Here is a 22,570-nt window from a genome sequence, read left to right on the forward strand (position 1 = left end):
GGTCGCAGGGGCACGATGTGTTCGTGCAACGGGCACCATTCAGCCACTTTCCGAACCCGCGTAGAAGCGGCCCTTCCACGCAGCGCCCCGTCCGGCATGGTGCCGCACCGCCGAATCGACCGTCATCGCCAGGTACAGCGCCGCCGTCACGGGCAGCGTGAGTGCCACCCACCACGGTTGCCGGTAGTGGCGCACCATCGGCAGGTAGGTCGCCGTCATCACCGCCCACGCCGCTGCTCCGGCAGCCGAGCCCGTCAGTGCCGCCGCCGGCGGCACCAGATACACCAGCAGCAGCCCCGGCACCGTGACGGCCAGCAGCAACGGACTGTGTCGCAGTTGCGCGTAGGCGCTCCGCGCGACCATCGCCCACAGAGGCGCCAGCCCCTCGTACGGCCGCACGCTCACCACCTCGTCCGCCAGCCCCAGCCACACCTTCCCGCCCGTGCCCTTCACCGCCCGGCCCAGCGCCACGTCGTCGATCACCGCGCCGCGCATCCGGTCGGGCACTCCCGCCCGCTCGGCAGCACGCGCGCTCAGCAGCACGCACCCGCCGGCAGCCGCAGCGGCGCGCGCTCCCGGCCGGTTGACCGACCGGAACGGATAGAGCTGGCAGAAGAAGTACACGAACGCCGGCACCAGCAGACGTTCCCACCCGGTAGTCACCCGCAGCCTCGCCATCTGCGACAGCAGGTCCAGGCCGTGGGTGCGCGCCGCGTCCACCAGATTCCGCAGCGAATCGGGACGGTGCGCGATGTCCGCATCCGTCAGCAGCAGGTACTCCGGGGCACCGTGGGCGCGGGCCTCCCCGATGCCCCGCTTCAGCGCCCACAACTTGCCCGTCCACCCTCGCGGCGGCGCTCCGGCCGTGACCACGGCCAAGCGGTGCGGGCCCGGCGCCACCCGGCCGAGTGCGCGTGCGACATCGCCCGTACCGTCCGCGCTGCCGTCGTCGACGACCAGGACCTCGACCCGGCCCGGATAGCGCTGGGCGAGCAGCGTGGGCAGCGTCCCGGGCAGGACGTCCGCTTCGTCACGCGCGGGCACCACGACGGCGACGGAGGGCCAGGGCCCGGGAGAGCGGACCTCCCGCACGGCAGGGAGGCGGACGTCGGTGCGCCAGTACTGCCCGCGGGCCGCTGCCAGCCACAGCCACGCGGCCAGGGAGAGGAAGGAGGTCCAGGTCGCCACGCTCACTCCGGCAGTCTGCCGCAGGCCGGCCGGCCGACCGGGCAGCGAGCCGCAGGGATCGGCCGGAAGGGTGACGCCGACGGCCGGGGCCGAAGGAGGCAGGTCCTCTCCGGTACCGGCCCGGGAGAACTCCCCGACGCGCTCGTCTAGAGTGTGCCCGGTGAAGATCGCGCTCGTGGACTCCGGTATCGGCCTGCTGCCCGCCGCCGCAGCGGTACGGCGCCTGAGGCCGGACGCCGACCTGGTGCTGTCCAGCGACCCCGGCAGCATGCCGTGGGGGCCGCGTGAACCCGACGACATCGCCGCCCGCGCCCTGGCGTGCGCCCTCGCCGCCGCGGAGTACGAGCCCGACGCCCTGATCGTGGCCTGCAACACCGCCTCCGTGCACGCCCTGCACGCACTGCGCGCCGAACTCGAACCTGCTGTGGCCGTCATCGGCACCGTTCCGGCCGTCAAGCCGGCCGCCGCCGGCGGCGGCCCGGTCGCCGTCTGGGCCACCCCGGCGACCACCGGCAGCGCCTACCAGCGCCGCCTCATCAGCGACTTCGGCAACGGGGCCCGCATCTCCGAGGTCCCCTGCCACGGCCTGGCCGACGCCGTCGAAACCGGGGACGAGGAGGCGATCACCGCCGCCGTCGCCGCCGCCGGGGCTCTCACGCCCCCCGGAGTGCGCGCGGTCGTCCTGGGGTGCACCCACTACGAACTCGTGGGTGTCCGCATCCGCGCCGCCGCCGCTTCCGGCGGCACGGCTCCCGAACTCCACGGATCCGCTGCCGCGGTCGCCGCCCAGACACTGCGACGCCTCGGTGCGGAGCCCGCGCCCGGGGCTGCCGCCACCGGCAGCGTGCGAGTCCTCTCGGCGGGCAGGCCGAGCGCACTGCCGGCCGCGGCCCGCACCTTCGCCGAGGGCCGGCTCCTCACCACCGCCCCCACCGACCCGTCCGGGCGCCTCGTGCCCGGGCACTAGAGTCGGGTCCATGGCCACTCCCGACTTCATCCGTACACTCCGGGCCACAGCGGGTCAGCAACTGCTCTTCCTGCCGGGAGTGAGCGCCGTCGTGCTGGACGACCGGGAGCAGGTCCTGCTCGCCCGGCGGGCCGACACCGGGAAATGGGCCCTCATCGGCGGAATCGCCGAACCGGGGGAGCAGCCCGCGGACACCATCGTCCGCGAGGTCCGCGAGGAGACCGCGGTGGAGTGCGTCCCGGAGCGCGTGATTCTGGTGGAAGGCCTCGAGCCCATCCGCTACCCGAACGGCGACCGGTGCCAGTTCATGGACATCTGCTTCCGCTGCCGCGCGGTGGGCGGCGAGGCGCGTGTCAACGACGAGGAGTCCCTCGACGTCGCCTGGTTCGGTCGGCATGAACTCCCACCCCTGGAGGACTTCGCCGTCGAACGGATCGGGATGGCTTCGGAAGAGGGGCCGGCCTGGTTCCGGTACCCGCCGGAACATGCCCGCTGACGTCCCGCCCCCGCGCGCTCCCTTCCGCCTGCCGCTCCCCGTGCCGACGCAGGCGGCTCGGGAGGGACCGCGTTCTCACCGGCCGAGCCGCCTCGCCAGCTGCTCCTTGTTCATTCGGGAACGCCCCTCGATCCCCTTTCGCTTCGCCTCGTCGTAGAGCTGTTCGCGGGTGGGACTGATCGGTCCCTTCCGATTCCCCGAACGCTCTCCGCCGCGTTGCGGCGCGGGCTTGTCACGTGTGGATGTGCGACTGGCCTCTTTCGCCTCGCCGGCCTGCGCCCGTTCCTTGTTGACGGTCCGGGAGGCGATCTCCCGTGCACGCCGTTCGGAGGCACCACGCTGTTCCTGGGACTCCTTGATGTGCCGGTACTGCCGTTCCCTCTTCCTGTTCGACCCCGCAGGCATGAGAGTCTCCCTCTCTTCGAAAGGCTTCGCCGCGACGAGTTCCGCTCCGGAGGCGCCCGAAACTCCTTCAGCTCTTCCGGTACTCGTACGCCTCCGCGGCCGCAGCCGCCACGCTCGCACGGTCCGCCCCCGCCGCGGCGCTGACGACCGCGGCGATCGCTCCCTCCACGAACGGGGCATCCAGGAGTTCGCTCCCCTCGGGAAGCTCGTCCCCCTCCGCCAGGAGCGCGCGCACGGTGAGCACCGCGCTCCCCAGGTCCGCCAGCAACAGCACACCGGCGCCCTCGTCCACCGCGTGGGCCGCCTCCCGGATGGCATCGGCGTCCGTGCCGAACCCGCCGTCCGGGGTGCCGCCCGCCGCCGCCACCGGCGCCGCGCCCTCACCGGCCAGACCCGTCGCCAGGTGCGCCACGGAGGAGGCGACCTGCGCACTGTGCGAGACGAGCACCAGGCCCACCCGCCGCGGGCCGGGGGCTTCCGGCCCCCGCTGCGCCACCGGGGCGCCGGCAGCCTGCGCAACCGTCCCCGACTCCTCAGTCACCGCTGTCCACCGCCTCGGCGAGGGCGGCCACCAGCAGCGCGGAGGAGGCCGCTCCGGGATCCTCGTGACCGATGCTCCGTTCTCCCAGGTAGCTGGCGCGGCCCTTCCGCGCCTGCAGGGGGATCGTCGCCCGGGAACCCTCGCCCGCTGCTGTCCGTGCGGCGGCCAGGGCAGCAGCCGGATCGTCCCCGTCCCGCACGGCGTCCTCCATCGCGGTCACGGCGGGGTAGAGGGCGTCCAGCATGGTCTTGTCGCCCTCGGCGGCTCCTCCCAGCCGGGACACGGCCTCGACGCCGGTGCGCAGTGCCGCGGCGAGGCGTTCACCGTCGACCTCGGCCTCGTCGCCCAAAGCCTTCCCGACCCGCCGCAGCATCGTCCCGTACAGCGGCCCCGAGGCACCGCCGACCTTGGACACCAGCAGCCTCCCGGACAGCAGAAGCACGGCCCCGGGCGTACCGGGCGGATCGGTTGCCAGCCCCTCCCGTACCGCGGTGAACCCCCGCCGCATGTTGGTGCCGTGGTCGGCGTCGCCGATGGCGGAGTCGAGGTCGGTCAGATGCTGCGCCTCGCGGTCCACGGCGTCCGCCGCCGCTTCCATCCAGCGCAGGGCCCGCGCGGTGTCGAGCACGGTTCGGGGCACGTGAGCCTCCCGGTACGGGTCGGATCCGAACGGTTGCCTTCCGGCCGGGATGCCCGCTACGCACCCCACCGGAGCCCCGGCGTGCGCACCGGAGCGTCCCAGTACTCCACCATGTCCTCGTCGGCGCGGCACAGGGTCACCGACGCACCCGACATGTCGAGCGAGGTCACGTAGTTGCCGACGAGCGAGCGGGCCACGGGCACCCTGCGCTGCGCGAGGACTCGGTGGACCTCGTTCGCGAAGCCGTACAGCTCCAGCAGCGGAGTCGCCCCCAGCCCGCTCACCAGTGCCAGGACGGGGCCCTGCGGACGCAGATCGTCCAGGACGGCGTCGAGAGCCACGTCGGCGATCTCGCCCGAGGTCATCATCGCCCGGCGTTCGCGCCCCGGCTCGCCGTGGATGCCGATGCCCAGCTCCAGCTCCCCCTCCGGCAGGTCGAACGTGGGTCCGCCGCGGGCCGGGGTGCTGCAGGCGCTCAGTGCCACCCCGAAGCTGCGGGAGGCCTCGGCGACCCGGTTCGCGAGCGCCTCCACCTTCTCCAGGGGCAGGCCTGCCTGTGCCGCCGCACCGGCGATCTTCTCGACGAACAGGGTGCCTCCGGTGCCTCGCCGGCCCGCCGTGTGGACACTGTCCTCCACCGCGACATCGTCGTGCACGAGCACGGAGGCCGCCCGGATCCCCTCGTCCTCCGCCATCTCCGCGGCCATCTGGAAGTTCAGCACGTCCCCGGTGTAGTTCTTCACCACGAACAACACACCGCTGCCGCCGTCGACCGCCGCGGCGGCCCGGACCATCTGGTCGGGAACCGGCGAGGTGAAGACCTCTCCCGGGCAGGCTGCGTCCAGCATCCCCGGGCCCACGAACCCCCCGTGGAGGGGCTCGTGCCCCGAGCCGCCCCCGGAGATCAGCGCCACCTTGTCGGCGACCGGGGCGTCGCCGCGCAGGACGACCCGGTTCTCCACGTCCACCGTCAGTTCCGGATGGGCCGCGGCCATGCCCCGCAGCGCATCCTCGACCACTGTCTCCGGCACATTGATCAATTGCCTCATCGCGTCCTCCCGGCCACCACGGTCACCGAATCGGCCCACCCGCCGGCGTACACCGAAGGGTGCGACAACCGGGGTTCCCCCGGAACGCCCCGGTTACGCCCCGACGCTGGTCCGCGATGCGCAACCCGTGTAGACAGGGATCATGCCCGAACAGCCCTCATACGACGCCGTCATCGTCGGCGGTGGCCACAACGGCCTGGTCGCGGCCGCGTACCTCGCGCGGGCCGGCCTGTCCGTGGCCCTCCTCGAACGCGACGACCACACCGGCGGTGCGGCGGTGTCCACCACCCCCTTCACCGGTGTGGACGCCCGCCTGTCCGCGTACTCCTACCTCGTCAGTCTCCTGCCCCGGCGGATCGCCACCGACCTGGGGGTCGCGATACCGCTGCGCAAGCGCGCCGTCTCCTCCTACACGCCGTTCTCGGGCCCGGCGGCCCCGAGCGGCCTGCTGGTCACGGACGACGACTCGAGCACCCGGGAGTCCTTCCGGCGTCTCACCGGCTCGGACCGCGAGTTCGAGGAATGGCAGCGGTTCTACGCGATGACCGGGCGGGTCGCCGAGCGCGTCTTCCCCACTCTGACCGACCCCCTTCCCACCAGGGACGAACTGCGCACGGCGGTCGGCGAGGACGCCGCCTGGGAGGAACTGTTCGAGCGGCCCCTCGGCGAGGCCGTCGAGGCGCGGTTCTCCGACGACCTCGTCAGGGGAGTGGTGCTCACGGACGCGCTGATCGGCACCTTCTCCGAGGCCCACGACCCCTCGCTGCTCCAGAACCGCTGCTTCCTGTACCACATCATCGGTGGCGGCACCGGGGACTGGGACGTGCCGGTCGGAGGGATGGGCGCCGTCAGCGGCGCACTCGCCTCCGCCGCCCGTTCGGCCGGAGCGGAGCTGGTCACCGGCTGCCACGTGCACACCGTCGAGACGGACGGTGCCGCTGCCGCCGTCCACTACCGCACGGCCGAGGGCGAGGGCACCGTCGAGGCACGGCACGTGCTGTCGGGGGCGTCCGCACAGGCCCTCGCCGAGATGCTCGGCGAGGTGGGGCCGCCGCGCGCGTCGGGTTCCCAGCTGAAGGTGAACATGCTGCTGCGGCGACTGCCGCGGCTGCGGGACACCTCGGTGGACCCCCGCGAGGCGTTCGCGGGGACTTTCCACATCGCCGAGGGGTACGGGGCGCTGGCCGAGGCGTATCGGCAGGCATCGGGCGGCCGCATGCCCTCCGCGCCGCCCTCGGAGATCTACTGCCACTCGCTGACCGATCCGTCCATCCTCGGGCCCGACCTCGTCCGGGAGGGCTACCAGACGCTCACGCTGTTCGGCCTGCTGATGCCGGAGGACCTCTTCACCGGTGACAACGACGCGCGCCGGGAAGAGGCCCTGAAAGCGACGATCGCACAGCTCGACGCACACCTCGAGGAGCCGCTCGCGGACTGCCTCGCTGTCGACGCCGACGGCAGGCCGTGCATCGAGGCGAAGACGCCGGTCGACCTGGAGGGGGACCTGCGCCTGCCCGGCGGCCACATCTTCCACGGCGACCTGTCCTTCCCGTACCGGCAGCCCGACGGCGGCCGGTGGGGAGTGGAGACACAGCACCCCAACGTCTGGCTGTGCGGTGCGAGCGCCGTCCGTGGCGGCGGCGTCAGCGGTGTGGCGGGGCACAACGCGGCCATGGCCGTGCTCGAGGCCGAACGCGCCGGCCCCCGGGCGGGCACCCGCGGCTGAGGCCTCTCCCACCGGCACCGACGCCCCCGGGGAGGGACCGAGCGGGCGCAGCCGCTCGATCCCTCCCCGGGGAGCTCCGTGCGAGGTCAGCCGTTCCGTTCGTCGACGATGCGCTTGATCTTGCCGACGGAGCGCTCCAGCGTCTCCGGCTCGACGATCTCCACCGCGACCGAGACGCCGATGCCGTCCTTGACCGCGCGGACGATCGAGGCGACGGCCTCAGTGCGCTGCTCGGATGTCGCCTCCGTACGGGCCTCCGCGCGGACCGTCAGACGATCCATCCGGCCCTCCCGGCCGAGGTGCAGCTGGAAGTGGGGCGCCACTCCGGGGGTTCGGAGCACGATCTCCTCGATCTGCGAGGGGAAGAGGTTCACCCCCCGGAGAATGATCATGTCGTCGCAGCGGCCGGTGACCTTCTCCATCCGGCGGAACGCGGGCCATGCGGTACCGGGAAGCAGCCGGGTCAGGTCCCGTGTGCGGTACCTGATCATCGGCAGCGCCTCCTTGGTGAGGGAGGTGAAGACCAGTTCACCGGTCCCGCCGTCCGGGACCGGTTCTCCCGTCACAGGGTCGACGATCTCCGGCAGGAAGTGGTCCTCCCAGATGTGCAGTCCGTCCTTGGTGCCGACGCACTCCTGGGACACTCCGGGGCCCATGACCTCCGACAGTCCGTAGATGTCGACGGCGTCGATACCCGCGCGCTCCTCGATCTCGCGACGCATCCGTTCCGTCCACGGCTCGGCACCGAAGATCCCGACGCGCAGCGAGCTGGTGCGGGGGTCGATGCCCTGGCGCTCGAACTCGTCGAGCAGGGTGAGCATGTAGGACGGCGTGACCATGATGATCTCCGGCCGGAAGTCCTGGATCAGGCGCACCTGGCGGGCGGTCATCCCCCCGGAGGCCGGCACCACGGTGCAGCCGAGTCGTTCCGCACCGTAGTGCGCTCCGAGGCCACCGGTGAACAGTCCGTACCCGTACGCGACGTGCACGATGTCGCCGGCCCGGCCACCCGCGGCGTGAATGCTGCGTGCCACCAGATCCGACCAGACGTCGAGGTCGGCCTGCGTGTACCCGACCACGGTCGGCAGGCCGGTGGTCCCGCTGGAGGCGTGCACCCGGCGCAGCTCCCGCCGGGGGACCGCGAACATGCCGAACGGGTATTGCGCGCGCAGATCGTCCTTGACGGTGAACGGGAACCGAGCCAGGTCCTCCAGGGACGTGCAGTCCTCGGGCCGCACGCCGGCCTCGTCGAAGGCGCGACGGTAGTGCTCCACGTTCTCGTACGCCCGGTGGAGGGTGGCACGCAGCCGTTCCAGCTGCAGTGCGCGCAACTCGTCACCCGTCATGCGGCGAGCCGCGTCGATCGCCTTTTCGGCCTGCATGAATCGCCCCAACCGATCATTCGGTAGCCAGTGGACTCAAACAACCAGCCGGTGGGGCGGGCCGTCAAGGGATCGCACCGAGCACCCCCTGCCGTGCGCAGGAGGCCGCTCACGGGGCGACGTACCATGGCCCCCATGTCCTTCCTCCGTCGCCGCAGCGCCGCCCCTGCAGGACCCGACTTCGACGTGCTCGCCATGGATCCGTCCGACTGGCCGGGCAATCTGGGTGCGGGTCTGCTGCCGGCCCCGGACGGCACCTGCCAGGGCGTGTTCCTGCGCTACGACCTGCTCGGGGGGCGCGGACCTGCGATGATCATCGGCAACCTGCCGGAGGGGTCGCCGTTTCGCGACCTCGGTGACCGGCAGGTGCCGCTGGAGGTCGCCCAGTTGCTTGCTGCGTTGGAGAACGAGGAGCACGTCGAGGTGGCCGACGTCGAGGAGGATCCGGTCATGCACGACGGCAACCTCCTCATCGTCCGCCGCGTCAAGTGCACCGAGGAACGCATCTCCTGCGTGCAGTTCGACCGGAGCGACGGCGTGCTGGTCACCATCGCGAGCTGGGACCGGCCGATCACGGACGACCTGTACGCCCTGCTGAAGCCGCTCCCGCCGGAGATGTTCACGCAGGCATGAGCCGCACGTCGGCAGCCTTCACGAAGGCGATCCGGTGTCCGAACTGGATCTGGTGGTACCGCTCTTCGCCCTGTACGAGTACGGGCGGCCCACCGCCTTCGCCGGGCTCCTGCGCCCAGAGGTACTCGCCCCGAGCGGTGGTGCCCATCACGTACTCCTGACCCGCCTTCAGCCGGTAGCCGAGCGGCACGGACTTCTGCACGGGGACGCCCTCGGGGTAGGCCGAGGCCTCCGGGTAGGCGCGGCCGTAGACGGGCACGAAGTCCCGGCCCTCCTTCGGCGTGACCACCGGGCCGCGGGCCGGGACGGCGGTGGGCCGGTCGGCCGGGTTGTGGAACCAGGCCTTCTGCCCCAGGTACCAGATCGCGGTCCACTCGCCCTGCCGGCCGGCCACGGCGTAGCGCTGACCGGTGGAGGCCCGGGCACCGGTGTCGTTGACGTCCGTGGTGGACGGCCCACCGTCCGGACGCAGACCGATGTCACGCACCAGCGGGGCATCCGCCTCCGGCGCGGTGTGCAGCCGCACCGCGCCGGAGCCGTGCGGCGCGCACGGGTCGCCGGAGTCGTCGCAGCCCGTGTAGAGCGGCTGGTGCTCGGCGTACTCGGGAAGAATCGTGACGGCGTGCGGCCCGCCCCGCGACGGCTCGGCGTGGAACGGCGCCCCCAGCAGGCGGAAGTAGTGCGCCCAGTCCCAGTACGGCCCCGGATCGGTGTGCATACCCGGAATCGACGACGGCACCACACCGGGGACGTTGTCGTGGCCCAGAATGTGCTGCCGGTCCAGCGGAATGTCGTACTTCCCCGCCAGGTACCGCACCAGCCGCGCCGAGGACCGGTACATCGCCTCGGTGTACCAGGCGTCCGGATCCGACAGGAAGCCCTCGTGCTCCAGCCCCACCGACTTGGCGTTGACGAACCAGTTCCCCGCGTGCCACCCCACGTCCTTCGTCCGCAGGTGCTGCGCCACGTGCCCGTCCGAGGACCGCAGCGTGTAGTGCCACGACACGTACTCCGGGTCGCGGACGAGGTGGTTCGCTCCCTCCCAGTAGCCCTCCACGTCGTGCACCACGAGGTAGTCGATGTCGCCGTCCACCGGGCGGTTCGCCCGGTCGTGGTTGCCGTGGTCCGCAGAGCCGTCCTCCGCGCGCCAGGTGTCCAGGGCCGCCGGGCGCCAGGTGCAGCTCACGGTGTGCGGGCACTCGATGTCCGGGTGCCGGCGGGCTGCCCGCCACCCCGTGCCGCCGGCCCGGGTGTGCGGTGTGCGCAGCCCGGGCACGGCCCGGAGCACGACCTGCTGCCCTTCCGCGGTGACCCTTCGTTCTCCCGTCCGCAGCACGCGGAACACCTCGTCCGCGAAGGCCGGGGCACGTCCGCGGGCACCTGCCGGGTAGGCGGCGACGGCGCCGTACCAGTCGGCCGGGTCGTCGCTCAGCGGCCTCCCCGTGGTGCGCTGGGCGTGGGCCAGCAGGGCCGCTCCGCCGGCGATGTTGGCCGCCGGATCGCTGCGCAGCCGCTCGGCGGGAAGGCCCGAGAGGGCCGCTGCGCGGCGCAGCGTCCGCAGCCGCGCGGGAACCTTCTGCCGTCCCGCGGGAGCCGCTGCCTCCGGCCGCCCCGGTGTGCCCCCGGGGCGGCGGTGCACGCCTCCGTCCCGCAGCGCAGCGGGCGGTCCGTCACCGGCGTGGTCCGACGCGGCACGTGCCGCGCGCAGGTCGGTCAGGTGCATGGGCCCGTAGCCGCCCGACACACTGGCCGCGCCCGTGTGGCCGTCCCACCGCGACTGCAGGTACGACACCCCGAGCAGTACGCTCTGCGGCACGTCGTACTGCTGGGCGGCACGGGTGAAGGCGCGTTGGAGGGTGTGCGGGTCCTCGCCGTCCACCGCTGACCCGGCCGCGGTTGCGCTGCCCTGGGTGAGGCCGAGCGGCACGACGACGACGGCGCAGCACACCGCGGCGATCCGTCGCAGGCCCCGTGCCGCGTGCCGGTTGCGGCGCGCTCGGGGGGCGTACGGGAGGGCGGAACGGGACACCTCGGGCTCCTCTGCGACGACGGCGCACGTCGGAGAGGTATTGACCGGAGTGAGGCCGGGCAATGCCCGCTGAGCGGGTGCCGTCCCCGCAGTGAGCACTCAGCGGGTGCCGACGGCGGCGCGTACGGCGCGGCGTGCCATGGCGCAGTCGTCGTGCAGGCGGCGCAGCAGCAGACGCTGCTTCTCCCCGACGGTCATCGCCCCGCTCCCTTCGTACCGGTCGGGGCCGGCCTCGGGAGCGGCGGCCCCGCGCATGGTGCGCTGCACCGCGGTCTCGTAGGTGCGGATCTCACGGGTCAGCACGAGCATGAGGTTCACCAGGAACGCGTCCCGGGCCGCCGGACCGGCCGCTTGTGCCAGCTGGCTGACCTGGCGTCGTGCCAGGGGGGCGTCGCCGAGCACCGACCACAGCGTGGCCAGGTCGTAGCCGGGCAGGTACCAGCCCGCGTGCTCCCAGTCGAGCAGTACCGGACCGTTCGGAGACAGCAGCACGTTCGAGAGCAGTGCGTCTCCGTGGTTGAACTGCCAGGTGACCCGGCTCCGTCCGCCCGGGTGCGTCGCGCCGTGCAGCAGCTTCTGCAGATCGCCCAGGTCACGGTCGGTGAGCAGACCGAGTTCGTGGTAGCGGTTCAGGCGCGCGGGGTAGTCCAGCGGACGGTCGAACGCGCCGGTCGGCGGCTGCCAGAGGCCGAGCCGGCACAGGGCTCCGAGGACGTTCCGCAGCTCACCCCCCGACGGCGCCCCGAACGGGTGCCGCTGGAGGGCCGCCGGCCGTCCCGGAAGCCGCTCGGTGACCAGGGCCCCTCCGTCGGGGTCCGCGGCGACGAGCCGTGGCACCCGTACCGGTGGCCGTTGCCGGGTGAAGGCGCGGTAGACGCTGCTCTCGTGCTGGAAGCGTTCCACCCAGGCGGGGGAGTGGTCCAGCAGGCACTTGGCCACCACCTGACGGTTCGCCACGGTACCCGCGAGCAGCACCGAGCGACCGCTGCGGCGCAGCAGTTGCATGGGGCGGAAGTCCGGGCAGAAACGGTTCACCGAAGCGACGGCGGTACGCAGCTGAGCACCCTGCGGGCCGGAGAGGTCGAGCCTCCCGCCGAAGGCGGCGGCCCCGTCGGACACCGGCCGGCGCCGGCCGGCGCCGGCCCGGGAGAGTTGTGGCCGGAGCGGCGCGGATACGGGGGACGTTACTGGATTCATGGACGAGCCGTTCCCTTCGTGCGCCGACGATGGATGTGCGCCACCGGCCCGCGGTCGGACCCGCGGGAGAAGCATCCTGGGGAATGCGGATCCCGTCGCATCCGGACCCGGACCGGGTGGCGCGGTTCTACAGGACACCCGTGCGCGGGTGGCACACCATCTGGCGGACCCTGGCGGACCCTGGCGAATGCTCGAAGCCGCACCGGACCCCGGGCTAGGGTCGACGCAGCCGAGAACCTGGGGGCTTGAAGTGCACAAGGAACCCAACACCCGTCTCGCGGACCTGTTCGGCATGGCCGGCTGGTCCAAGGGCGAACTCGCGCGGCTGGTCAACCGGCAGGCGGCGGTCATGGGCCATCCGCAGCTGGCGACCGACACCTCGCGGGTGAGGCGATGGATCGACCTGGGGGAGACCCCGCGCGATCCCGTGCCGAAGGTGCTGGCAGCCCTGTTCACCGAGCGACTCGGCCGTGTCGTGACCATCGAGGACCTCGGGTTCCGCAAGTCCGGACAGGCAGCGAACAGACAGTCCGTGGAAGACCTGCCCTGGGCACCGGAGCGGATGGCCGCGGTCCTCACCGAATTCACGGGAATGGACCTCATGCTCAACCGACGCGGCTTGGTGGGCGCGGGCGCCGCGCTCGCCGCAGGATCAGCACTCAACGGTGCCCTCCACAACTGGCTCCGGACGGATCCCGCTTCCGCTGCAGGCACTCCGCTCCACAACCCTCTCGACCCCGACTCGATCGCTCTCGACGGCTTCGAGGCCGCGCCTGCCGGCGTGCAGGAGGTCGAGGCACTCGAACACTCCGTCGAGGTGTTCCGTGCCTGGGACGCCGCGAGAGGGGGAGGACTCCAACGCAAGGCCGTGGTCGGCCAGCTCAACGAAGTGGGAGGCATGCTGGCGTACCGCCACCCCCCGCAGCTGCAGCAGCGCCTGTGGGGCGTCGCGGCCAACCTCGCCGTCCTGGCCGGCTGGATGTCGCACGACGTCGGTCTGGAACCCACTGCCCAGAAGTACTTCGTCATCGCCGCCCACGCCGCGAGAGAGGGAGGCGACCGCCCCCGCGCCGGTGAGGCTCTGTCACGCGCCGCCCGCCAGATGGTGCACCTCGGCCGGCCCGACGATGCGCTGGACCTCATGCAGCTCGCCAAGTCCGGTTCCGGCGAGGAGACGCTTCCCCGCACCCGGGCCATGCTGTGCACGGTGGAGGCATGGGCCGAGGCGTCCATGGGGCGCGGACAGGAGATGCGCCGAACCCTGGGACAGGCCGAGGACCTCTTCGCCTCCGACCGCCAGGACGTGCCGCCACCCAGCTGGATGCAGACCTTCAAGGAGGAGGACCTCTACGGCATGCAGGCCCTGGCCTACCGCACGCTGGCGGAGCACGACCCCTCCGTCGTCGGTCAGGCGCAGCACTATGCGGAGAAGGCGCTCGCCCTGCGTGTCGACGGCCGTCAGCGCTCGAAGATCTTCGACTATCTGACGATGGCCTCTGCCTGCTTCATCGCGGACGACCCGGACCAGGCGGACCGCTACGCCCGGCTCGCCCTCCTGTCCATCGGCCAGACTTCCTCGCACCGCACCTGGCACCGGCTGCGGGAGATGTACCGGCTCACCGGACAGTACGCGGGCGACGCGACGATCCAGAACCTCCGCGACGAGGTCCGCGAGTCCCTGCCCCGGGCTCCTCGCGCGGTCCGGGACCAGGGCATCCGGGCCGTGTGACCGGTGACCCGGGCGGGTCACTCCACGCGTGCCACCAGCACGCAGACGTCGTCCTCCCGCTCTCCGCCGTCGAACGCCTCGACCACGGCCCGGAGGCACTCCTGGGCCGTCCGCGCCCGCGCGAGGCGGGGAGCCAGTTCGAGCAGCCGGGCCGCCGCGGGCAGCTCCTCCGGCGCCCCGGAGCCCCGCGGCGCCGGGCCGCCGGTGTGGAGCACCAGGGTGTCGCCGGGGCGCAGGTGCTCGGTCCGCTGCCCGTACTCCGCGCCGGACGTCGCCCCCAGCAGCACCCCTGTCGGAGCGGTCAGGACCGTCCCCGCGCCCCCGCGGAACAGCACGGGCGACGGGTGGCCGGACTGCGACCAGGTGAGGGTGCGCGAGGCGGGGGCGAAGCGGCAGCACAGCGCACTGCCCAGCGCCGGTTGCGCCGCCGCGTCCAGCAGACCGTTGAGGTGACCCATCAGCGGGCCAGGCTCCACCCCGGCGGCCGACATGCCGCGGACCGCACCCAGCAGCAGCGCCATCCCGGAGGTTGCCGGCGCCCCGTGGCCGGTGAGATCACCGACGGTGAGGAGGCAGTCTCCGCCCGGAAGCTCCAGAGCGTCGTGCCAGCCGCCACCGATCAGGGTGGCCGAGGTGGACGGCAGATAGTGCGCGCCGAGTTCCAGAGCGCCCGCGCGGCCGTCGCCGCGCCGCGGAAGGCGGCGGCTGCCGCGCCACGGCGGCAGTGCGGACTCCTGCAGCTCGACCGCCAGCCGCCGCTCCGTCCGGGCTGCCAGCCGTTCCCGCTGCACCGACTCGCGACTCTCCCGCACGGCCTGCTCGGTCCTCCGGAGTTCGCTGACGTCCCGGAGCACCGCCCACATCGACGCGGTCCGGCCGTCCACGTCCAGGACCGGCTCGCCCATGAGATGGAGCGTCCGCACGGCGCCGTCCGGCCGCACGATCCGGAACTCGCCGTCGACGGGACACCCGTCCACCAGGCAGTCGGTGACCGCTGTCGTCAGCGCCGTCTGGTCCTCGCTCCACACCCACGCCGGCAGTTCGTCGAGGGACAACGGTCCGTCCTCCGCCGTGCGGCCGAAGATGCCGTACAGCTCACGGGACCAGGTCACCTCGTCGGTGAGGAGGTTCCACTCGGCGCTTCCCACCCGTCCCAGAAGCGATCCGCGTCGTGCCCTGTCGGCGCCGACGGTCTCCGCCGTCCCGTACGCGCCGGTGGCCGAGGGACCGGACGACGCCACGGGTGCCCGGGATCCTGGCAGTTCCACGGTGTCCGTCGCCGGTTCGCCCGCACCGGTCCCGGTCAGCTGCTCGCGCAACTGGCTCAGACGGCCGCCCAGGTCGTCCGCCTGGAACGCCGCCAGATCCCACAGCGCCCGCTGCCACCGGCCCTCCGGCGTCACGGCGGCCTCGTCGGGACGGTCCTCGCGCCGCACGGCCTCGATACCGGTCCGTAGGCGGTCGGTCTGCGTGATGAGCGCGTCCAGGAAGTCGTCTTCGGCGGCTTCCGGTGGTTCCGCGGGATGAGAGGACGGCATGGCGCACTCCGATGCGAATGAGGAACGGTCACGACTTTCGCACAACCCGCGACGCTGCGTAAGAGGTTTCGCCCTACCCGTTTCGGTGGTGCTTCCGGCATATGTCGACGGCGATCCGGTTCGGTTCCGGCGGCGGCCGTCCCGAGCGGCCCGCCGCGATCGCCGGACGGTAGGCTGCGGCGCCGGGAACGGGACCGCCACGGCGGGGGAGTAGAACCCGCCGGTTCCGGCAAGACTGCCGGTCAGCGGAAATCCCGTTGCCAGCCGAAGACCCTGCACCGGATGCTGACTCCCATGTACGTCGATCCCGTCGATTCAGACATAGCGCCCAGCGGTACGCTGCTCGGCCTCCTCCAGCGAGGCCGTGGTGACGGGACGCTGCACGCCCTCGCCGCGCCGCGGAACGAGGCGCTCGCGGCCCTCGCCCGGTGCGTGTGCAGCGATCCCCGGCGCGACTGGCGGATCGAGAACCGCTCTCTCTACTACGCGCGCCTCCACGTCGAGCTCGGTGCCGACCTCGACGCCGTCGAGGCCCACTTGTTCCACCCCGAGGACACCCTCGCCGAGGTGCCCGAGGAACGCACAGGTCTCGCACTCTCGGTTCTCGGACACCTCGTCTCCTACGGCGACACCCGCGCCCTCCACCTGCTGCGCCGCTACACGACCACCGGCGCCGCCTGGCAGTGGGCGCTCGACGAACTCGCCGTCCGCGACGACGACGCCGGGCTCGTCCCGCTGGGCCCCCGGGTGCTGGCCCGCTTCCCGCAGAGCGCCGAGGGCGAAGCCGGCCTGGCGGCCGCCGCGAAGGATGCCTTCGAGCCGCGCCCCTGGCGGCTGTGGGAGGAGGACGCCACCCGCCCGGAGCAGGGAGAGCGGCTCCGAAAGGCTCGCGAAACGGTCTCCTTCGACCGATGGCAGCGCCAGCTGCGCGCGAACGCGCCCCGTCCGGGGTGGAGCGTGCGCGAGGTGCTCGCCTGGGCCCAGGAGGAGTGGACACCGCGACGGGAAGCCGCCGCCGCCCGCTGCCTGGCAGCGGTGGCCGGCCCCGCCGACCGCACCGAACTCCTCGCAGTGGCCCGCGGCGGCCCGGACGCGGCCCGGGGAGCGGCACTGCGGCACCTCGCCGAGCACGCCGATCCGGCCGTGCTCGACCTCCTCCAGGACGTCGCCGACGAGACTGCCGTATCGGCGAGCCCCCCGCCGCTCCTGGAATCCGCCCTGGCCTCCTTCTTCCGGATGCGCAGCTCCGAAGCCGTCCGGCGCGCCCGCCGCTGGGCCGCCCGGCGCGAGGACGCCCTCGGGCGGACGGCCGCCCATCTGCTCGCCCGGGACGGCGGCCCGCAGGACGCCGGAACCGTCCTCACGGCACTGCGCCGCACGGTCCGTGACCACGGCGCGGACAGCGACGACCTGTGGCCGCTCGTCGACGGAGCGGGACGCCTCACGATCCGCTGCGCCGCACCCGTGCTGCGCCACCTCTACCGCGAGACGGCGTCCTCGCGGCTGCGGGGTCGCACGGCCAGGGCCCTCGCGGCCACCGACGACACCTTCGCGGCAGGCTTCGCCGTCGAGTGCCTCTGGGACTGCGAGGAGACCACCCGCGAACTCGCCGCCCGGTACGCGGCCATCGGCGACTCGCAGGTGGTCGAGCGCTTCCGGCGGCTGGCCGCCGACCCGGCCGAGGAGGCCGGGGTGCAGGACGCCGTACGCGTCAGGCTGGAGCCCGACGGCACGGCCTGACCGGCATCCCCGCCACGGCCGCAGCGGAAGCGCCGCGCCGTCCGCGCTGGCAGGATGACGGCATGAGCGGTCGCTGGGAGTTCTGGGTCGACCGGGGCGGTACCTTCACGGACGTCGTCGGCCGTCGGCCGGACGGCGCGCTCGTCACCGCGAAGCTGCTCTCCCACGCTCCCGAGCGCTACCGGGACGCCGCCGTCGCGGGGGTCCGGCGGCTGCTGGGCACCCCGGAGGGCGAGCCGGTGTCCGCCGACAGCGTCGCGGTGGTGAAGATGGGCACCACGGTCGCGACCAACGCCCTGCTCGAACGGACCGGCGAACCGACCGTGCTGGTGACCACCGCCGGATTCCGCGACGCCCTGCGCATCGCCTACCAGAACCGGCCCCGGCTCTTCGACCGTCGCATCGTGCTGCCCGAAGCGCTCTACGCCCACGTGATCGAGGTGCCGGAGCGGATGGGCGCCGCAGGCGAGTTGGTGCTGCCGCTCGACGAGGACACCGCCGCCCGGGCGCTGGAGGCCGCGCACGCCCAGGGGTACCGGAGCGCCGCGGTGGTCCTCCTGCACGCCTACCGGTACCCGGCCCACGAGCGGCGCCTCGCCGAGCTCGCGCGTCGCGCAGGATTCGTTCAGGTCAGCTGCTCCCACGAGGTCAGCCCCCTGATCAAGCTGGTGCCGCGCGGCGACACCACGGTCGTCGACGCCTACCTCTCTCCCGTGCTGCGCCGCTACGTCGAACAGGTCGCTGCGGAACTCCCGGGCATCCGGCTGATGTTCATGCAGTCCAACGGAGGTCTGCGCGAGGCCTCCCACTTCCGCGGCAAGGACGCGGTGCTCTCCGGACCGGCCGGCGGCGTCGTGGGCATGGCGCGCAGTTGCGCGGAGGCCGGCCACGAGCGCGTCGTGGGCCTGGACATGGGCGGCACCTCCACCGATGTCTCCCACTACGCCGGAGAACTGGAGCGCGTCCTCGGCACGCAGGTCGCGGGCGTCCGCATGCGCGCCCCGATGATGGACATCCACACGGTCGCCGCCGGAGGCGGCTCCGTACTCCGCTTCGACGGTTCCCGCTACCGTGTCGGTCCGGCCTCCGCGGGAGCCGACCCCGGTCCTGCGTGCTACCGCCGCGGCGGCCCGCTGACCGTCACCGACGCCAACGTGATGCTCGGACGGGTGCAACCGGCCCACTTTCCCCGCGTCTTCGGCCCGAACGGTGACCAGCCCCTCGACGCCGCCGAGGTCGCGGCGCGATTCGCGCGGCTGGCGGAGGAGATCCGGGAGGCCACGGGCGATGCACGCTCCCCCGAGGAGGTCGCCGAGGGGTTCCTGGAGATCGCGGTGCTCAACATGGCGAACGCGGTGAAGAAGATCTCGGTGCAGCGCGGCCACGACGTCACCCGCTACGCACTCGCCGCCTTCGGCGGAGCGGGCGGACAGCACGCCTGCGCGGTCGCCGACGCCCTGGGCATCGCCACCGTGGTGGTGCCGCCGCTCGCCGGCGTCCTGTCCGCCTACGGCATCGGCGTCGCCGATGCCACCGCGCTGCGCGAGCAGTCCGTGGAGGCCGAACTCACCGACGAGGTGCTGGAGGACACCCGACAGCTGTGCGCGCGCCTGGACGACCGCGTCCGCGCGCAGCTCCATGCCGACGGGATCGACGACGCCGCAGTGCACACCGCGCTCCGTCTGCACCTGCGCTACGCCGGTACGGACGCCGCACTGCCCGTCCCGCTCGCTCCGGCCGAGACGCTGCGGGCGGACTTCGAGCGGGCCCACCGTGCGCGCTACGGCTTTCTCATGGACAAGCCCCTGGTCGTGGCGACGGCCACCGCGGAGGCAACCGGCATCGCGGGTGCCCAGGCCGCGCACCTTCCCGGCGCCGAACCGCGCGACGGTCCGCTCGTGCCGGCCGACCGGGTCACCCTGCATGTGCAGGGGCGCCGGCGGCGGACACCGCTGTACCGGCGCGCGGATCTGTGCCCCTCGGACTCCGTCCCCGGTCCCGCCCTCGTCGTCGAACCCGACGCCACGACGGTGGTGGCCCCGGGATGGCAGGCGGCCGTCGGTCCCCGCGGACACCTGCTGCTGACGCGGACGCGTCCGCGCCCGGGGCCGGTGGCGGTGGGGACCGAGGTGGATCCCGTCAAACTCGAGGTGTTCAACAGCCTCTTCATGACCATCGCCGAGCAGATGGGTCTGCGGCTGGAGAACACCGCCCACTCCGTCAACATCAAGGAGCGGCTCGACTTCTCGTGCGCCGTCTTCGACAGCGGCGGCGGACTGGTCGCCAACGCGCCGCACATCCCGGTGCACCTCGGGTCGATGGGGGAGTCGCTGAAGGAAGTGGTGCGACGACGGGGCAGCACCATGCGGCCGGGCGACGTCTATGCCGTCAACGATCCCTACCACGGAGGTACCCACCTCCCCGATGTCACCGTCGTCACACCCGTGTTCGACACCGCCGGCGTCCGGCTGCTCTTCCTCGTCGCCTCACGGGGACACCACGCGGAGATCGGGGGCATCACGCCCGGTTCCATGCCTGCCTTCAGCAGGACGGTGGACGAGGAAGGCGTGCTCTTCGACAACTGGCTCCTGGTCCGGGACGGCCGATTGCGGGAGGAGGACACCCTCGACCTGCTCACCTCCGCACCCCATCCCTCCCGAAACCCGCGGGCCAACCTCGCCGACCTCCGTGCCCAGATCGCCGCGAACGAGAAGGGCATCGCTGAACTCCGCTCGATGACCGATCAGTTCGGCCTCGAGGTGGTGCAGGCCTACATGCGGCACGTGCAGGCGAACGCGGAGGAGTCGGTGCGCCGCATCCTCGCCACCCTTCCCGACGGCGTGTTCCGCTACGAGACCGACGCCGGCGCGGTCGTCCGAGTGGCCGTGACCGTCGATCACCGCACCCGCTCCGCCGTGGTCGACTTCACCGGCACCTCGCCGCAGCGCGGTGACAACTCCAACGCGCCCCGCTCCGTCGTGATGGCGGCAGTGCTGTACGTCTTCCGCACACTCATCGCCGACGACATCCCTCTGAACAGCGGCTGCCTGACACCACTGGACATCCGCATCCCCGACGGGTGCATGCTCGCGCCGTCCCCGCCCGCCGCCACCGTCGCGGGAAACGTGGAGACCTCGCAGGCCGTCACCGGCGCGCTCTACGGTGCCCTGGGGGTCCAGGCGGAGGGCTCGGGCACGATGAACAACCTGACCTTCGGCAACAGCCACGTGCAGTACTACGAGACGATCGCCAGCGGCTCCGGCGCCGGAGACGGCTTCCCCGGCGCCGACGCCGTCCAGACGCACATGACCAACTCGCGCCTCACCGATCCGGAGGTCCTGGAGTTCCGCTTCCCGGTCCGCGTGGAGGATTTCCGCATCCGCACCGGCAGCGGCGGCGCCGGCCGGTGGAGCGGCGGCGACGGCGTCGAACGCCGCATCCGTTTCCTGGAACCGATGACTCTGGCCCTGCTCACCGACCACCGGCGCCTCCCGCCGTACGGCATGGCCGGAGGAATGCCGGGAGCGCTCGGAACCAACACGGTCGAACGTGCCGACGGCCGTACCGAGTCGCTTGCCGGACGCGACACGGCCGAGGTCGGCCCGGGCGACGTCCTGGTGGTGCGCACACCCGGCGGCGGCGGATACGGCACGCCGGAAGGCCCCGCCCCTCGTTGAACGACCCTCGCGGCCGTTTCGTGCGTTGTCCGCGCGAACGCTTAGTGTGGGCGTCGTGACCGAGCCCCGAACGGCGTCCCAGAACCCGCCGACCAGCCCTTCTCCGGCCCCCGGCCCCGCGGCCGACGAGGGACTGGCGCGCAGGCTGCGCGCCCTCGCCTGTACCGCGCCCCTGCACGACCTCGACGTCCGCAAGGCGAACCTCGCGGGGGAGTACGGCAGCTACGCCATGGCCGAGGTGGCTCTCGCCGCCATCGATCTGGTCACCCTCAGCATGGACTTCGACACCGGAGCCGACCACGAGCAGATCGTCGCCCGGCTGCTGCCGCGGATCGCGGCCCAGGACCCTCGGCGCACCGCGGAGGAACACGAGCGGGTCGCCCGCTGGGTGCTGGAGAACCTCGTCAACGTCGGCAGCGTGGACCGGGGATTCCGTGCCGTGTACGGCACCTTCGGCCCCGACGGCGCCTATGTGCGCCGCGACTACGACTTCAAGCTCGTCGAGGAGGTCCCCGGCCCGGGCGGCACCGTCTACCTGCGCACCACCGACGAGGCCGTCAACGTACTCGTGGGCGCCCTCGACACGGATGTCACCAGCGCGCAGATCGCCGCAGAGGTGAAGCTCGAGGTCCTCATCAGCCGGGGCAGGCTCGCCGACGCGCAACTCGCCGCGGAACAGGCCCGCTACCGCACCGTGCAGTACGCCGAGACGCTGCGTCGCACGCTGGAGGCCACGCGACGCAACGTGCGCGCCGTGGACTGGCTGCGGACCGTTCCCGACATGATCGCCGAGGCCCTCGACCACGTCGCCGACCGCTACCGGCACGAGAACGCCATCCTCACCAACATCCGCCGGGCCCGCGACGAGAGCGAGGACGCCCACCACAAGCGCCTCGCCGCCGAACTCGTCGACATCGTCAAGGACTGCATCCGGCGCCACACACAACTCCAGTCGCGCCTTCTCGAGGCCGGCCCTCTCTTCCGCGCCGAACAGGACCGGCAGGCGTTCGCACCGCCCGCCGCGCGCGCCGGGATCGACCTGTACGGGCAGCTGCTGGCGCCGGTGCTCCCGCTCCCGCTCCAGGAGGCCGCCCGCGTCACCGAGGCCTACTTCCGTCACGGCACGGGCTTCCGCCGGCCGGTCTCGGTGCGCCTCGCCGACCTGACGCACCTTCTCCTCACGCCGCCCGCGCCCCGCGAAAACCTCGGAGCGGAGATGCCCGAGCCCGACCTCGTCGCGACCCCGGACGACAGCCGGTTCGGCGAGGAGCAGTTCGAGGCCGCGAGGGAACTGCTGGACCTTCCACCGGACGCCCCCCGCAGACTCTCCGGTCTCCTCGCCGAAGCCCGCCGCCAGGACCCGGAACTCCCGTACCTCATTGCCCTCCTGGCCGTGCACGCCGCGAGCCCGTCCGTGGGGAGCGCCTACCGGCAGGGCGAGCGGCACCTCCTCTTCGCCGCCGACGACGGCACCGAACTCGACGACCCGGAGTTCGGCGGAGCCGACCTCGTCGTCGGTACGGCCCGCCTCGACGCCGCCGGCATGGCCGCGGCCCGCTCGGAGGCCGCGTGACCACTCCGGAGGACAGGGCCCGCCGCCCCCACGAAGGCGCCACCGTACCGCCGCACCACG

Annotated in this window: 17 protein-coding genes; 8 read left to right on the forward strand and 9 right to left on the reverse strand. The window is 72.8% G+C overall.

Annotated elements, in window-relative coordinates; all coding sequences use genetic code 11:
* Positions 1 to 39 precede the first annotated feature (39 nt).
* Positions 40 to 1,212, reverse strand: a complete 1,173-nt coding sequence (locus ACL06G_RS14730) for a glycosyltransferase (RefSeq protein WP_412836020.1) — start codon at positions 1,210 to 1,212, stop codon at positions 40 to 42.
* Positions 1,213 to 1,348: 136 nt separating this feature from the next.
* Between ACL06G_RS14730 and ACL06G_RS14735 the strand changes: the two genes are divergently transcribed.
* Both ACL06G_RS14735 and ACL06G_RS14740 read left to right on the forward strand, forming a co-directional pair.
* On the forward strand, positions 1,349 to 2,155 hold the full coding sequence (locus ACL06G_RS14735; RefSeq protein WP_412836009.1) for a glutamate racemase: 807 nt from the start codon (positions 1,349 to 1,351) through the stop codon (positions 2,153 to 2,155).
* A gap of 10 nt (positions 2,156 to 2,165) precedes the next feature.
* Complete coding sequence (locus ACL06G_RS14740; RefSeq protein WP_412787113.1) at positions 2,166 to 2,651, forward strand: NUDIX hydrolase; 486 nt, start codon at positions 2,166 to 2,168, stop codon at positions 2,649 to 2,651.
* 75 nt (positions 2,652 to 2,726) lie between these two features.
* Here ACL06G_RS14740 and ACL06G_RS14745 read toward each other — a convergent pair whose 3' ends face one another.
* From ACL06G_RS14745 to dhaK, 4 genes are all read right to left on the reverse strand, one after another.
* Positions 2,727 to 3,056 (reverse strand): plasmid stabilization protein, encoded by a 330-nt coding sequence (locus ACL06G_RS14745; RefSeq protein ID WP_412787114.1) that lies wholly within the window; start codon positions 3,054 to 3,056, stop codon positions 2,727 to 2,729.
* 67 nt (positions 3,057 to 3,123) lie between these two features.
* On the reverse strand, positions 3,124 to 3,552 hold the full coding sequence (locus ACL06G_RS14750) for a PTS-dependent dihydroxyacetone kinase phosphotransferase subunit DhaM (protein ID WP_412787121.1): 429 nt from the start codon (positions 3,550 to 3,552) through the stop codon (positions 3,124 to 3,126).
* A 37-nt stretch (positions 3,553 to 3,589) separates the two neighbouring features.
* A complete protein-coding gene (dhaL, locus tag ACL06G_RS14755; RefSeq protein ID WP_412836021.1) occupies positions 3,590 to 4,195 on the reverse strand; it encodes a dihydroxyacetone kinase subunit DhaL in 606 nt (201 codons plus the stop codon).
* A 98-nt stretch (positions 4,196 to 4,293) separates the two neighbouring features.
* Entirely contained in the window at positions 4,294 to 5,286 is a 993-nt protein-coding gene (gene dhaK, locus ACL06G_RS14760) for a dihydroxyacetone kinase subunit DhaK (protein ID WP_412836010.1), read from the reverse strand.
* Between the two features lie 142 nt (positions 5,287 to 5,428).
* Between dhaK and ACL06G_RS14765 the strand changes: the two genes are divergently transcribed.
* A complete protein-coding gene (locus tag ACL06G_RS14765; protein ID WP_412836011.1) occupies positions 5,429 to 7,012 on the forward strand; it encodes a phytoene desaturase family protein in 1,584 nt (527 codons plus the stop codon).
* A gap of 86 nt (positions 7,013 to 7,098) precedes the next feature.
* On the opposite strand, the gene paaK is transcribed toward ACL06G_RS14765, so the two are convergent.
* A complete protein-coding gene (paaK, locus tag ACL06G_RS14770; RefSeq protein ID WP_412787117.1) occupies positions 7,099 to 8,394 on the reverse strand; it encodes a phenylacetate--CoA ligase PaaK in 1,296 nt (431 codons plus the stop codon).
* A 135-nt stretch (positions 8,395 to 8,529) separates the two neighbouring features.
* On the opposite strand from paaK, the gene ACL06G_RS14775 reads away from it, so the two are divergent.
* Positions 8,530 to 9,027: a hypothetical protein gene (locus ACL06G_RS14775; protein WP_412787118.1), complete on the forward strand. Its 498-nt coding sequence runs from the start codon at positions 8,530 to 8,532 to the stop codon at positions 9,025 to 9,027.
* On the opposite strand, the gene ACL06G_RS14780 is transcribed toward ACL06G_RS14775, so the two are convergent.
* Positions 9,014 to 11,056, reverse strand: a complete 2,043-nt coding sequence (locus tag ACL06G_RS14780) for an N-acetylmuramoyl-L-alanine amidase (protein ID WP_412836012.1) — start codon at positions 11,054 to 11,056, stop codon at positions 9,014 to 9,016. The two genes, ACL06G_RS14775 and ACL06G_RS14780, sit on opposite strands and share 14 nt — an antisense overlap.
* Before the next feature lie 99 nt (positions 11,057 to 11,155).
* On the reverse strand, positions 11,156 to 12,253 hold the full coding sequence (locus tag ACL06G_RS14785; protein ID WP_412787984.1) for an aminoglycoside phosphotransferase family protein: 1,098 nt from the start codon (positions 12,251 to 12,253) through the stop codon (positions 11,156 to 11,158).
* 250 nt (positions 12,254 to 12,503) lie between these two features.
* Between ACL06G_RS14785 and ACL06G_RS14790 the strand changes: the two genes are divergently transcribed.
* Positions 12,504 to 13,982: a DNA-binding protein NsdB gene (locus tag ACL06G_RS14790; RefSeq protein WP_412787985.1), complete on the forward strand. Its 1,479-nt coding sequence runs from the start codon at positions 12,504 to 12,506 to the stop codon at positions 13,980 to 13,982.
* Positions 13,983 to 13,999: 17 nt separating this feature from the next.
* Here the strand turns inward: ACL06G_RS14790 and ACL06G_RS14795 are convergent, their stop codons facing one another.
* Positions 14,000 to 15,520 (reverse strand): PP2C family protein-serine/threonine phosphatase, encoded by a 1,521-nt coding sequence (locus tag ACL06G_RS14795; RefSeq protein WP_412836013.1) that lies wholly within the window; start codon positions 15,518 to 15,520, stop codon positions 14,000 to 14,002.
* Positions 15,521 to 15,814: 294 nt separating this feature from the next.
* Here ACL06G_RS14795 and ACL06G_RS14800 point away from each other — a divergent pair, with 294 nt between their 5' ends.
* From ACL06G_RS14800 to ACL06G_RS14810, 3 genes are all read left to right on the forward strand, one after another.
* The gene (locus ACL06G_RS14800; RefSeq protein WP_412836022.1) at positions 15,815 to 17,260 is read left to right on the forward strand and encodes a HEAT repeat domain-containing protein; all 1,446 of its coding nucleotides are present in this window, start codon (positions 15,815 to 15,817) and stop codon (positions 17,258 to 17,260) included.
* 62 nt (positions 17,261 to 17,322) lie between these two features.
* Positions 17,323 to 20,937 (forward strand): hydantoinase B/oxoprolinase family protein, encoded by a 3,615-nt coding sequence (locus tag ACL06G_RS14805; RefSeq protein ID WP_412836014.1) that lies wholly within the window; start codon positions 17,323 to 17,325, stop codon positions 20,935 to 20,937.
* A 55-nt stretch (positions 20,938 to 20,992) separates the two neighbouring features.
* Positions 20,993 to 22,510, forward strand: a complete 1,518-nt coding sequence (locus ACL06G_RS14810) for a hypothetical protein (protein ID WP_412787988.1) — start codon at positions 20,993 to 20,995, stop codon at positions 22,508 to 22,510.
* The last annotated feature ends 60 nt before the right edge of the window (positions 22,511 to 22,570 follow it).

The organism is Streptomyces callyspongiae, from assembly GCF_047200695.1.
Taxonomy (GTDB): domain Bacteria; phylum Actinomycetota; class Actinomycetes; order Streptomycetales; family Streptomycetaceae; genus Streptomyces.